A 13,392-nucleotide genomic window follows, 5' to 3' on the forward strand; every position below is an offset into this window, starting at 1 on the left:
GCCAGCGCAGTTCCCTATTGAATGTGTGTGTTGATCCACTTCGGGAGGGACGGTGGCGTGGCGGGCTGGCGGGTGTTCTGGGTGCCGCAGGATGCGGTACGAGGCGGGGTACGACGACGGGTACTGGCGGGCTGGGCGGATCTGGCGGCGCGGGAGGACGAGGCGGGGGTGCGAATGGGAGATCCGATCTTCTTGTCGCCGGACCATTGCGTTGACTCGCTGTTGAGTTTGTACGGGCAGTCGAAGAGATTCCGCGAGTACACGACGGAGACGCGGAGGAACTACGCCACGGACATCAGCTTGTTTCTCACGTTTCTGTCCGGCCGCAGTCGGGTGTGGACTGCGGCGACGGAGCGGGATGTGGAGGATTACGAGCACTGGCGCCGGTTCGCGGAGCGGAATCCGGCGCGGGTCGGGGGCTCGAAGTGGGATCGCGAGCCGGCGGCGTTCGCCAGCTTGTATCGGTGGGCGGCTAACAACCTTCATGTGCGGCGCAGTCCGCTGGCGATGAAGCAGGTGGTGGGTCGTGAGGGTGCGGTGTTGACGGTGCCGGCGGCCAGGGCGAAGGACGCGCGGCCGAGCAATGTGCACTGGTTGACGCCGCGGACGTGGCGGCGGTGGATCGAAGTTGGGCTGCGCGGCCACACTCGTGACGGGGTTCCGGAACCGGGTTGGGTGGGGCGGTTGGAGGACCGCAACGTGGCGTTCGTGCGGCTGCTGGTGACCTCGGGGCTGCGGCGGGCGGAGGGCGGGTCGCTGCTGACGTTCGAGGTGCCGGCGCGGCAGGTGGACGGTGCCCGCTACTACCGCGGCAAGGTCGCTGCCGAGGTGACGCGGTCGAAGAAGCCGCGCACGTTCTACGTCGCCGCTGACGCGGTCGGGGGGATCGAGGCGTATGTGGAGTCCTCGCGGGCGTGGGTCGTCCGCCAGGCACAGCGGAAGGGGCGTTACGACCGGTTGCCGGGCAGGCGGGTGGTTACCGAGGTGACCCGGGGCCGTAACCCGGTGGTGCGTTGGCGTGACGCGGACGGCGTGGCTGGTGAGCGGGGGTTGGATGATCTGACGGTGCGGGAGCGGATGGTCCTGTTCGTGGAGGGGCCGCGGGGGTTGGAGCCGTTGTGGTTGTGGCTCAACGAGCAAGGGATGCCGTTCCAGGTGCACTCGTGGGAGGGGGTGTTCACCGCCGCGAACCGGCGCTGCGAGCGGGTGCTGACCCCGTCGAACCGGAGGGGCTTCGATCCGCATCAGGTGTTCGCTCCGTACGCGACGCCGCACTCGGCGCGGCATTCGTTCGCGCTGTTCATGTTGGTGGTGTTGAACACCTTGATGGATCTGAAGTACGGGTTGAGTCCGGAGGAGCGGCGGGATTTCCGCCTACTGTATGGGGATCCGTGGTTCATGGTGCAGTGTCTGTTGGGCCACGCGTCGCGGGAGACCACTGTGGATCGGTATCTGGCTCCGGTGGCGGACCTGCAGCTGCGGTCGATGCTGGCCGGCGCGACTGAGTCTGCCGGGCCGGTGGCGGCGCCGATGCCCGAGCTGGACGCGGTGTTCGCGCGCATCGCGCGGGAATCGGAAGGCATCCAGGACCTCGACGATCGCCTGCGGCCCGCGTCCGGCGGGATCGCGTGAGTCACAGCGTGAGTCCTCGCGTAAGTCCTCGTGGGCGCAGGGCGTCCTTGCCGTCGGCCGGCCATGCCCGCCCGGAGTATGTCGCGCCGGATGGCCTGGTCGTGCACCACTACAACAGCGCTGGCCGGGTCCAGGAGTACGACTTCACTTCGTTGCCGGTCGCCGAGCCGATGCAGCGCTCGCTGGCCGCGCTGTTCGCGGCCCGCTGCACACCGCACCATTGGACCGTGCACGCCACCTCCACAATGTACTGGCGGCAGCTTCAGACGTTCACGATCTTCCTGTCCCAGCAGGTGCGGCCACCGCGTGACGTGGACGAGCTGAGCGCCAGCCTGATCGAACGCTGGCGGGAACGTGCGCTGGCGACCGCGGGTGGCTACACCACGTTCACTGCGGTCACGAGCCTGCTGCGCGGTGACCCCCGGCTGCAGACCGGGCCGGTCGCGGACACGCTGGCGAGGCGCGCCCCGCGACCCCGCAGTGGGATCCAGTCTTACAGCGAGGCCGAGTTCGACCGGATCAAGCTCGCCGCTCGGCGGATGTTCGTGCGGCGTTGCTGCGGATCGAGCACAACGCCGCCCACCTGCACCGCTGGCAGGCGGGCGCGTTCCCCGAGGGCAGCCGCGCCTGGGTGCTCGGTGAAGCCTTGGACGTCCTCGCCCGTACTGGCGACCTCATCCGCCACCCCGGCCACCGCGCGCGAGGCGGGCAGGGCATCGTCTACAAGTACCGGAAGGCGTTCGGGGGCATGGCTGCGGCGGTGACATGGCAGCGGCTGTTTCTGTCCAGCATGGAGGCCACCGCGCTCGGGATCCTACTGCTGGCCGAGTTCGGCTGGAACCTCTCGGTGATCGACCGGGCCGCGATACCCCGGGCGTTGCCCGACCCGGGCGAGGATGGCCGACCGACGTACCGCATTCCAATCGAGAAACCGCGCCGCGGCGCGGGCCGCTTCTACGAGACCCGCAACGTCACCGATGACGGTGCCGCCTCCCCGGGCAGGCTGATCACACGGGCCCTGGCGGCTACCCGGTTTGCTCGCGCTATCGTCGCGGACCGCGCCCCGGACATCGACCTGCTGGTCGTCTGGCGCACGCACGTCGCCGGCCGGGAACGCGCCGACGGTGACCGGCAGCCACCGGTCGGTCCGTTCCACTTCGGGGTTCATCGCGACGCCGGTGCACGGTGGGCACGCGCGGTGGGGTTGCGCGGGTCGCCGTTTCAGCGGGGACGGCAGACGGTGAACGCGCTCGACCGCCGCGAGCCGGGCCAGAACAGCCAGGACACGCACGACCGGCACTACGTGCTGGTCGACAAGCGAGTCCAGGCCGAGGCTGTCGCGATCATCGCGGCCGGTGCGGAAGGGGCGACCGAGCATGCGCGTCGAGCGGTGCTGGTGGCTGAGCTCCGGGACGCGCCTGACCCCGGCGACGTGGAGACCGCGACCGCGGACTGCGCCGACATCGAGCACAGCCCCTACCCGGCACCGGGCGGTGGATCTGGTGGTCGTTCTGGCGGTCGTTGCGGGGCGTCGTTCCTGATGTGCCTGGGCTGCGTGAACGCCCGGATCCATCCCGGCCACCATCCTCGGCTCGCCCACTTGCATCACGCGGTGGGCAACCTGCGTTCCGTGCTGGCCCCGACGGTGTGGGAGGCGGACTGGGGCGAGACCCACGCCCGCCTGGACAACCTGAAGATCAGGCTCGGCGCCACCGTGTGGACCCGAGCGAAAGACCAGGTCACCGACACTGACCGGGAACTGATCGACCTCATGCTGACCGGAGACCTCGACACGTGACCGCCGCCGCCCCGGATGTCGATGCTGACCGTTATCTCCTGCCGCTGCCCGAACCCGGCACTCCAGTAGTCCTGCCGCGGTTCGTCGTGGCGATGCACACTCACCTCAACGCCCGCTACGCCGACTCCGCGTGGCCGCTCGGCCCGCTGACGGCCAACCCCAGCACTAGCAAGAAGGTGATCCACTGGCGCAACTGCCCGGCGGCGTTCACCGACGAACTGCGACTGGCAGCCTGGACAATGATCAACGGCCAGCTGCGGCCCACGTTCCTGCAGACTCGCGGAAACCGGCTGCGCTCCCGCCTCAGCGCCGCACAGATACACGAGACGATCTCGGCCTGGATACGACCGACGATCTGGCTGAAGACTTGCGGCATCCGGCGTCTCGCCGACTGCACCACCAGCGTCTTGGACGACTACGGGCAACACCTCCTGAGCGGCCACACCAACCGCAATCACACGCACAAGATGTTGGGCGCGGTGACCCGGCTGTGGGCGTTCGACCAGCTGAGCGCCCGGCCAGCTGGGATCGGGCGGCCTCCGTGGGACGAACGCGGAGCCGATGACTACCTTCCCGCCGCTACGACCACCGGTGGGGAGAACGAGACCGAGCCGCTGGCCGAACAGACCATGGGCCCGCTCCTTGTGTGGGCGATGCGCATGATCGACGACCTGGCCGAGGACATCCTCGCCGCCTGGGCCGAGACACGGCGGTTGACCGAGGCCGCCCGCACCACCACCGGGACACCGCACGGGAAGGCCGCGGTGGAGGCGTTCCTCGCGCCACTACTGGCCACCGGAGCCCCGTTGCCCGCCAGCCGGATCCGGGACGAGGTCTGTCTCGCCACGACCTACCTCAGCGGCATCACCGGAGCCTCACGTTCCCAGATCGACAAGCTGAACCAGCGCCACGGTCTCGCCGCCGTCGCCGCGCAGCGGCCAGGGCCGTGCCCGCTGAACATCCCAGTCACCGGCCGGATCGCCGACGGGCCGTGGCGGCAGGCGTTGGACTTCGCCGAGGCCCCCGTGCTGATGCGGCACCTGGGCACCGCGGCCTTCATCGTCTGTGCCTACTTGACCGGGATGCGCACCGGTGAGGTTCTGGGTATGCGGACCGGTTGCTGCCCCAACCCGGAACCCACCACCGACGAGAACACCAACGAGAACACTGGCAGGAACAACGCCGCCCGGAACGCCAACGGGAACATGGGACGGCACCTGATCCGCACCCACGAGTACAAGAACGCCGTCGACGCGGACGGCAACCACCAATCCGCCGGTGTCGAACGCGACGTGCCCTGGGTCGCGATCACACCCGTGGTCAACGCGATCCGCGTCCTGGAACGTATGGTCCCCGACGGGAGCCTGCTGTTCGACCGCCGCGTTCACGATGTGCGCTACCACCGGCCCGGCACGGGGTCGCTGAAACCGGTGGCCATCCGGCACCGGATCGAGGACTTCGTCGCCTGGGCGAACGCGGAAGCCGTCACGCACAACCTGCCGGGCGAGGCGATTCCCGCCGACCCGCACGGCCGGATCGGCACCGCCCGATTCCGCCGGTCGCTGGCCTGGCACATCGCTCGCCGCCCCAACGGCCTAGTGGCTCTGGCCATCCAGTACGGGCACCTGCGCACCGCCGTCTCCGGTGGCTACGCCTCGCGCGGGCGCGGCGGCATCCATGAACTGCTGGACATGGAGACCGTCCGCGCGGTCGCCGACACCGTCGCCGACCTACACGACGACCTGGACAACGGCGGCGGTGTCTCCGGTCCCGCGGCCCGACGCGCCATCACGGCCGCCGCGACCGCCCCACGCTTCGCCGGCACCGCGATCACCACCCGCACCGCCCAGCGTCTACTGGCGAACGAGGACGCCATGATCTACGACAACCCGCACGCCTTCCTGCTCTGCCACTACAAACGCGAACAGGCACTCTGCCACCGCGACGGGATCAAAGACACGGTCAAAGACACTCCCAGCCTGGACCACTGTGTCCCCGGGTGCGGCAACATCGTCCGCACTGACCAGCACGCCGCCCAGCTCCGTGACCGCGCTGACCTCCTCGACACACGCGCACGCCACGCGCCCCATCCGGTTGCCGAGCGTCTGCGCACCAACGCCAACCGGCTTCGGGGCTACGCCGACACCCACGACCGGACCCGAACCACGCTAGAGGGCACTACCGGATGAGTCCTGCACCCAACGAACGCGACCAGGAACGCGACCGTATCCGTGCCGCGATTGACCGCATTCTGGCCGGCACGGCTGAGAACTCCAACGGCGCCCTGACGATCGTCGCACTCGCCCACGAGGCCGGCGTCCCCCGCAACGCGCTCACCCAACGGCACACCGACCTCAAGGCCGAGTTCTACACGCGCGTCCGCGAACGCCACGGCACGTTTGAGGTGGAAGACCGGCTGCGCAAGACCATCACTCGGCTCAAGAACACGATCGCCAACAAGAACACCGAGCTCGAGCAACTCCGCGCGGACGTGCCGGCACTGGTCCGCGCGATCAACGTGCTCACGCTGGAAAACCAGCAACTCCGCGAGGCTCGCGAGCAGCACCTCCCGACCGTCGTACCGATCCGGTTCCGACCGCACTCACCTCACGCGGACAGATGATTCCATCAGCGCCGCACGGACGTCGGCCAGTTGCTCACGCCCCTGCCGCGCACCATGAAGCCATGTTGGCGCTAGCTGATCTTCCTCACTGTTACTAGATCAACTTCCCCAGGTTGGTGTCCTGTCCAGCGTGTCGTTTGCGCTGGTTAGTGATCTTCCGGGCGAGGGTTCGCGGTGTTGATCACCGTGGACCGTCGCAGGAGGACGGATGCTGTCTTGGGAGGATGATGTGCAGGCGCACGCGTTGCGTCAGCAGGGCTGGTCGATTTCGGCGATCGCCCGGCATCTAGGTGTGGATCGCAAGACGGTGCGTGCCTACTTATCCGGCCAGCGAGAACCGGGACGACGGCAGCGTACCCAGCCGACGGTAATCGAGCCGTTCCTGGAGTACTGCCGGTTGCGGCTGGCCGACGATCCGCACTTGTGGGCGTCGACGTTGTTCGACGAGCTGGTCGGGTTAGGGTTCACCGGTTCCTATCCGTCGTTGACCGCGGCGGTCCGCGCGCATCAACTGCGTCCGCATTGCGAGCCGTGTCAGGTGGTTCGGGGCCGGGATGTGGCGATCATCGCCCATCCGCCGGGTGAGGAGACCCAGTGGGATTGGCTGGAGTTGCCGGACCCTCCGGCGGCCTGGGGTGTTGGCCGGCAGGCGCATCTGCTGGTGGGTGCGCTGGCGCATTCGAGCCGCTGGCGCGGTGTTCTGGCTGAGGCCGAAGACTTCCCGCATCTGGTGGAGGCGCTGGATGCGGTGGTGCGCCGGCTGGGTGGGGTGACCCAGGTCTGGCGGTTCGACCGGATGGCCACGGTGTGTCTGCCGTCCTCGGGCCGGATCACGCCGGCGTTTGCTCAGGTGGCCAAGCACTACGGGGTTCACTCGGTGGTCTGCCCGCCGCGGCGGGGCAACCGCAAGGGTGTGGTGGAGAAGGCCAACCATTCCGCCGCGCAGCGTTGGTGGCGCACCCTGGATGACGAGGCGAGCCTCGCCGAGGCGCAGGCCGGCGTCGACCAGCTGGCCGCCAAGATGGACGATCGCCGCCGGGTTCACGACGGCGAACGCACGTCGGTCGGTGTGTTGGCCGAGGCTGAGCGGTTGCGGCCGGCGCCGGTGGTGGCGTTCCCGGCCGAGTTCGATCTGGTTCGGACGGTGACCCCGCAGGCGTTGGTTTCCTTTCGCGGCAACCGGTATTCGGTGCCGCCGGGGCTGGGCGGGGCCCAGGTTCATGTTCGGCACCGGCTCGGCGCCGAGATGCTGCGGATCGTCACCGCCGGCGGCGCCACCGTCGCTGTTCACCATCGGGCCCCCGATGGCGCCGGGCGGGTGGTCCGCGATGACGGGCATGTGGTGGCCCTGGAGCAAGCCGCACTGGGCGCGTTCAGCACGCAGCGGCCGTGCTCGCATAAGACTCGCCGTCCGCCCTCGGCGGCGGCGCTGGCCGAGGCAGCCCGGCTGCGCGGCCTTCCCGCGACCGGGCCCGCGGCCCGCGTCGTGATCGACCTGTCCACCTATGCCGCGACCGCAGCCCGGTTGGACAGGGCACCCACCTATGAGTCCAAGGAGGACTGAACCTGTTGTCTGCCAACCGATCCGGGCCACAGATGAGTGAGGCCCGCCGCTACCAACAACTCCGCGCGCATTTCTCCTACCTCAAGCTGGACAACGCCGCCGACGCGTTGCCCCGCATCCTCGATGCGGCCCGCCAGGAGAACCTGTCGTTGACCGCCGCACTGGAACGGCTGTTGGAAATCGAGGTCAACGCCACCGAGGAACGCCGCCTAGCCGCCCGGCTGCGCTTCGCCTGCCTGCCGGATCCGTGGACCTTGAACGACTTCGACTTCGCCGCGCAACCCGGGGTCGACGAGAAGCTCATCCGCGACCTGGCCACCCTGCGCTTCCTGGAAAACGCGTCCAACGTGTTATTCGTCGGCCCGCCCGGCGTCGGCAAGACCATGCTGGCCACCGCGCTCGCGCGCGGCGCGGCCGAAGCCGGCAACCGGGTCTACTTCACCACCGCCGCCGACCTGGCCGCCAAGTGCCACAAGGCCGCCGTCGAAGGCCGCTGGCAGACCTGCATGCGGTTCTTCGCCGGCCCCAAACTCCTGGTCATCGACGAACTCGGCTACCTGCCCCTGCCCGGCGACGGCGCCGCCGCACTGTTCCAGGTGATCAACCAGCGCTACCTCAAGTCCAGCACGATCTTGACCACCAACGTCGGGATCGCTGACTGGGCAACCGCGTTCGGCGACGCCACCGTCGCCGCGGCCATGCTCGACCGGCTCCTGCACCGCGCCACCGTGGTCGGCGTCGACGGACCCTCCTACCGGCTGCGCTCCCACCAAACCACCTCCGACACCCTCCGCAAGGCGGTCAACGCGCATGTCTCCTAACCCCACCAACCCAACCAACGCGTCCGACGCGATCACCAAAACCTGCCCCATCTGCTGGGAAACCTTCATCGCGACCGGTCGCCAAGCCCACCACAAGATCTACTGCACCCCGGCCTGCAAACGCACCGCCGCCGCCCGACGCGAAGTCGAACGATCTGTCCACCCCGGACAACCCCAACCCCAAATTCCAGCAACCGCACCAATACCCGGGTCGCCACCGCCCCAGACGGTGACCCAACGCGACTGTCCACACTGCGGCGGACCGGTCACCATCGTCGCGCTGCTCACCACCCCCGAAGCCGCCCGACCAACCACACCCATCGCCGCACCCGATGGCGTGATCCCCTTCCGCCGCTAACCGCTAAGCTCCACCCACCACCTGGGGAAGTTGATCTAGCACATCCGGGGAGATTGGCTTAGCGCCAACAGCCACGCCGCTCTCGACGGACAACCAGCTGCCGGCCGTCTTCCCAACTTTCACGGGTCAGCACACAACTGGGGACCCGGCCGGGTCAGACCCGGGCCGGGTGGGTTCGCCGGATGGCTCGGCGGGCAGCGTGCCGACCTCGCGGATGCGGGCCACTGCGGCGGCGCCGCGCAGCTTCTGGGTGGCCGCGTTTGGTCAGGGTCGATGCGCGGCGCCCGCCGAGCCCAGGGTGTAGAGCGCGGCGAAGAAGGCGAACAGGGGGCCGCGATCGAGCTGGAACCTCGGTGTGGACGACTGAATCGTCGCCGTCAGCGCCCGTCCTGGGCCGCGACGTGATCTGGCTCGTCCGCCCGGCCTTCGTGGCTGAACCGTCGTGGGAGTCCAGGTGCGAGGTTCAGTGGAGCCGGTCTCCCGACCTGTCGAGTGCGGCGGCCAGTCCGGTGAGGTCGATGCCGCGTGCTTCCAGCAGGAGTCGCAGCGGGTTGGGTCGGTGTGGCGTCCAGCCGAGCACGGCCAGTTCCCGACGGGTGCGTCGGGACAGCTGGGTACCGAGCGGGTCGCGGGCATTGCACACAGCGCCGTAGAGCAGATGTTCCGGGGTCACCGCGGCGTCGCCGTGGCGGTGGGCGAATCGCGCCGCGATCTCCCAGGAGCGTTTGGACAGCAGGTAGACACACAACGGGTTGGGGCGTGGATGCCCGCCCCGCCACCGCGGCCGGCGTCGCACCCGCCGCTCAGCCCTGACCAGCGCTTGTGCGCCGAACGTCGCCTCCAGGCGTTGCCGCACCTCCGCGATATCGATGCCGACGACAGTGCGCAACGCGCCAGCCGGAGAAACCTGTGGCCCCAACGTCGGGTCCAGCCGCTCGAGTTCGGCACGAGCCGCCACCAGGTCCAGTCCGCGACTGCGCAGCAATGTCGCGGCCGGGCTGGTGCCGTGCCGCAGCAGCCCCAGGAGCAGGTGTTCGTCGGCCAGGCACGGGTGGCCGAACTCGCGGGACTCCACGAAGGCGAGCCGGATCACTTCCCGACCGTCGGGGGACAGCCGATGCCACATGCCCCCGGTGCCGTCATCGCCGGTCGCGGCACGGACCAGCCGGAACAGCCGCTCCCACATCAGTCCGGCTCCTTACCGCGCAACCGCGACCCGTATTTGTAGTGCACGGCCTGCTTGGTCACGCCCAGCCGACGCGCGATGTCGCGCAAGGACCAGCCCTGGGCGCGAGCGTTGTCGACCTGAAGTTCCTCCAGGATCTCCACCAGCTGCCGCAACGCCACCACCGCGGTCAGCCCTACCTCTGGGTCGTTGCTTGTCGCCGCGTCCATGAGCCGCCTGCTCTCCTCAACGTCCACACCCACATCGTCAAGCTAGTTTGACGACACGCAATCGTCAAACTACCTTGACGATGAGGGGGTTCCCGGGCTCAGCGAGGCGGTGGGCCATCGGCGTCCTGTGGACGGTCCAGGCTGCCCAGCATGAGGTCGAGACCGAGGACAAACGGGCCGGTGACGTCGCAGCCCCCGCACGACAGCGAGCAGGTGGTCGAGTACGTCGGCGGGCAGGGCGTTGCGGACCCGGCGTACCCGCTATCGCTCGCTTCCTGGGTGACCTGGGTGGGTAGCGGACCAGGACGCCACGGATAGGCGGCAGCTTTGGAGGGCCGGCGGAACGGGGGCCTGGTTCCGCCGGCCCGGCGAGATGGTTCTCAGGAGGTGGGGACGGTGAGGGCGGCGGTGAGGGCGGCTTTCTTGCCTTCGTAGAAGTCCTTCATGGTCTGGTTGGCGGCGACGACGCGGTCGAGGTCGTCGAGGAAGGAGTCGAGGCGGGGGCCGGGGACGGCGGCGAGGAGTCGGTCGTCGGCGATCTCGGTGAAGGTGCGCATGCCCATGCAGCCCCAGGAGACGGTGGGGTTGCCGCTGGAGATGGCGCTGGGTAGGGCGGCGCAGGCGGGGCGGCCGGTGGACAGGATGTTGGGTTGGGCCCAGCTGGCGGTGCCGGCGGCTTCGTTGTAGATCATGGCTTGGCGGGGGGTGAGCCAGAACAGCACGACCTGGGGTGGGGTGGGCAGGTCGGCGAGCGGGCCGTAGAGGATGCCGGCGGCGGAGGGTTGGACGCCGGGGATCTTGTCGCCTTCCTCGGGGTTGAGGTAGGTGCACTCGCACATGGAGGTGACCAGTTCCCCGAGTTGGGTCTGGAGGGCGTCGGTGAGGGGGAAGCCCATGACCATCGCGCCGATCGGGCAGTTGTTGTGGGCGTCGGCGGGGGCGTAGAAGACGCCCTGTTCGGCCATCCGCCAGAACGCGCACGCCGAGGTGACCTCGTGCGCGGGGCCGGCGACCCCGTCGGGTGGGGTGTCGGTGAAGGTCAGCGCGACGGGTGGCAGGTCCAGCGCGAGCGCCGCGGTGAGCCGCTGGGCTGCGGTCGGGTTGCTCATGGTGCGGGTCAGCCTTTCCTTCTGTGTCCTTCTGTGGTGGGGACGGCGTTCAGGTGGTGGGCACGAGTTCGCGGGATCGGGTGGGTGGGGCGTCGCTGACGTCTTTGGGGCGGTAGAGCAGGACGGTGGCGGAGTTGAGCACGACGGAGATGAAGCTGGCGGCGTGGAAGAGGACCGCGGCGCCGGGTGAGATGAGGCCGAGCAGGGCGAGGATGAGGCCGACGATGTTGTAGATAGTGGCGAAGAAGATGTTGAGCTGGATGGTGCGGATCCCGCGTCGGCACAACCGGGCCACGGTCAACACGCGGGAGAGGTGGTCGCCGTGCACCACGATGTCCGCAGCCAGCGCGGCGACTTCCGCGCCGGCGCCGACCATCGCGATCCCGGCGTCGGCGGCGGCCAGCGCGGTGGAGTCGTTGATGCCATCGCCGACCATGGCCACCACGTAGCCCTTGTCCTTCCACCGTTGGACCTCGGTGAGCTTGGCTTCGGGGGTGGCTTGGGCGTGGTAGTCGATGCCGAGTTGGGTGGCGACGGCTTGGGCGGGGCGGGACCGGTCGCCGGTGACCATCACGATGTGCCGCACGCCGAGTTTGCGGAGTCCGGTGATGACGGCGGCGGCGCTGTGGCGGGGTTGGGCCAGGAACCCGAGCAGCCCGATCACCGCGCCGTCGGAGAGCACGTAGGCCAGGGTGTGGCCGGCGGCTTCCCGCTCGGCCGCGCGGGCGCGGACCGGGTCGGGGATGGTGATGGCGCTGCGATCGAGGAAGCGTTCGTTGCCGACGGCGAGCCGACGCCCGGCGTGGGTGGCAAGGATGCCGTGCCCGCTGGCCACCTCGAAATCGTCCGGCTCTGCGATGTCGAGGTCGTGGTCGGTGGCGGCGGCGCCGACGGCGCGGGCCAGGGGGTGGGTGGAGTGTTTCTCGGCGATCGCGGCCAGCCGCAGCACCTCGAGGTCGCTGTGGCCGGCGAAAGCGTCGATCGTGGCGAGTTGCGGGGTGGAGGCGGTGAGGGTGCCGGTCTTGTCCAGCAGCACGACCTTGGCGCGGCTGCACGCCTCGATCGCCGCGCCGCCCTTGATGACCAGACCGCGGCGGGCGGCGGCACCGACGGTGGCGATCAGGGCGAGCGGGGTGGAGGCGCTGAACGCGCATGGGGTGATCACCAGCAGGATCGCCGCGACCCGCTCCATCGACCCGGTGGCGATCCCGGCGATCGCCGCCGCGAGGAGTACGAGGGGGAGGAACCAGCGCAGGAACAGGTCGACGGTGCGTTTGGCGGGGATGTGTGCCTTCTGGGCTTGGCGCATCAGGGCGACGATGTGCGCGACCGTGTTGTCCTCGACGGTGGTGGTGGCCCGGACGTGGATGGTGCCTTGCAGGTTGGCGGTGCCGGCGAACACGGTGTCGCCGACGCCGTGGTCGGCGGGGACGGCTTCGCCGGTGAGCATGGACTCGTCCACGCTGGTCTCGCCCTGCACGATCTGTCCGTCGACGGGGATGCGTTCGTCGGGGCGGATCACGACGACCTGCCCGACCTGGATCTGCTCGACCGGGACCATGGCCGGGCCGTCCGGGGTGTGCAGCCGCGCCTGCCGGGGAATCAGTTTCAGCAGGGCTTCAACGGCGTTGCGGGCGTGTCGCCCGGCCCAGGCCATGAGGGTTTCGCCGAGCCAGAGGATGAACACGACCCAGGAGGCGTACCAGTATTCCTGTTCATACACGACGGCGATCAGGGCGAGGGTGATGAACACCTCGGTGGTCAGTTTATTGCGGTCGAAGAGCACGGTTTTGACCGCGATCCAGAACATCGGATAGCCGAGTGTCAGTCCGATGAGGCCGATCACGACGCCGATGGTGGGCCATGGTTCGGCCTCGACCCACAGGTTGATTGCGGCGCCGGAGAGCATGCACACGGCGGCGGCGATGAAGAAGGTGAGGTTGCGGCGGAACAGGCGTTCCTGGCTGAGGTCGGCCTCGCCGAACAGCCCGCCGCTGGGGGGTGGGTTTGTGGTCGCGTCGGTGGTGGTGCTCATCGAAGAAAGACGTCCTCTGCGTTTGTCAGCCATGGCGTGTGAGCTGATGGTGTGTGA

10 protein-coding genes are annotated in these 13,392 nt (G+C 69.0%); 6 read left to right on the forward strand and 4 right to left on the reverse strand.

Features of this window, described 5'->3' with window-relative positions:
- The first annotated feature begins 57 nt into the window (after positions 1 to 57).
- From ACIBVP_RS21935 to istB, 6 genes are all read left to right on the forward strand, one after another.
- Complete coding sequence (locus ACIBVP_RS21935) at positions 58 to 1,632, forward strand: hypothetical protein (protein ID WP_396108059.1); 1,575 nt, start codon at positions 58 to 60, stop codon at positions 1,630 to 1,632.
- A gap of 553 nt (positions 1,633 to 2,185) precedes the next feature.
- Positions 2,186 to 3,430 carry a hypothetical protein gene (locus ACIBVP_RS21940; RefSeq protein WP_396108060.1) on the forward strand — a complete coding sequence of 415 codons (1,245 nt, stop codon included), beginning with the start codon at positions 2,186 to 2,188 and terminating at the stop codon, positions 3,428 to 3,430.
- Complete coding sequence (locus ACIBVP_RS21945) at positions 3,427 to 5,619, forward strand: integrase (RefSeq protein WP_396108061.1); 2,193 nt, start codon at positions 3,427 to 3,429, stop codon at positions 5,617 to 5,619. The genes ACIBVP_RS21940 and ACIBVP_RS21945 overlap by 4 nt, the downstream gene beginning before the upstream one ends.
- Positions 5,616 to 6,053, forward strand: a complete 438-nt coding sequence (locus ACIBVP_RS21950) for a hypothetical protein (RefSeq protein ID WP_396108062.1) — start codon at positions 5,616 to 5,618, stop codon at positions 6,051 to 6,053. Before ACIBVP_RS21945 ends, ACIBVP_RS21950 begins: the two co-directional genes overlap by 4 nt.
- 208 nt (positions 6,054 to 6,261) lie before the next feature.
- Positions 6,262 to 7,617 (forward strand): IS21 family transposase, encoded by a 1,356-nt coding sequence (gene istA, locus ACIBVP_RS21955; protein WP_396108063.1) that lies wholly within the window; start codon positions 6,262 to 6,264, stop codon positions 7,615 to 7,617.
- Positions 7,618 to 7,649: 32 nt separating this feature from the next.
- Positions 7,650 to 8,438: an IS21-like element helper ATPase IstB gene (gene istB / locus ACIBVP_RS21960; RefSeq protein ID WP_396108064.1), complete on the forward strand. Its 789-nt coding sequence runs from the start codon at positions 7,650 to 7,652 to the stop codon at positions 8,436 to 8,438.
- Positions 8,439 to 9,259: 821 nt separating this feature from the next.
- Here the strand turns inward: istB and ACIBVP_RS21965 are convergent.
- The 4 genes from ACIBVP_RS21965 to ACIBVP_RS21980 form a co-directional block, all read right to left on the reverse strand.
- On the reverse strand, positions 9,260 to 9,982 hold the full coding sequence (locus tag ACIBVP_RS21965) for a Clp protease N-terminal domain-containing protein (RefSeq protein ID WP_396108065.1): 723 nt from the start codon (positions 9,980 to 9,982) through the stop codon (positions 9,260 to 9,262).
- Positions 9,982 to 10,191, reverse strand: a complete 210-nt coding sequence (locus tag ACIBVP_RS21970) for a helix-turn-helix domain-containing protein (protein ID WP_396108169.1) — start codon at positions 10,189 to 10,191, stop codon at positions 9,982 to 9,984. The genes ACIBVP_RS21965 and ACIBVP_RS21970 overlap by 1 nt, the downstream gene beginning before the upstream one ends.
- Positions 10,192 to 10,571: 380 nt before the next feature.
- Complete coding sequence (locus ACIBVP_RS21975; protein WP_396108066.1) at positions 10,572 to 11,300, reverse strand: DUF169 domain-containing protein; 729 nt, start codon at positions 11,298 to 11,300, stop codon at positions 10,572 to 10,574.
- A gap of 49 nt (positions 11,301 to 11,349) precedes the next feature.
- On the reverse strand, positions 11,350 to 13,335 hold the full coding sequence (locus ACIBVP_RS21980; RefSeq protein ID WP_396108067.1) for a heavy metal translocating P-type ATPase: 1,986 nt from the start codon (positions 13,333 to 13,335) through the stop codon (positions 11,350 to 11,352).
- Between the last annotated feature and the right edge of the window lie 57 nt (positions 13,336 to 13,392).

Source organism: Actinophytocola sp. NPDC049390 (genome assembly GCF_044466355.1).
Lineage (GTDB): Bacteria > Actinomycetota > Actinomycetes > Mycobacteriales > Pseudonocardiaceae > Actinophytocola.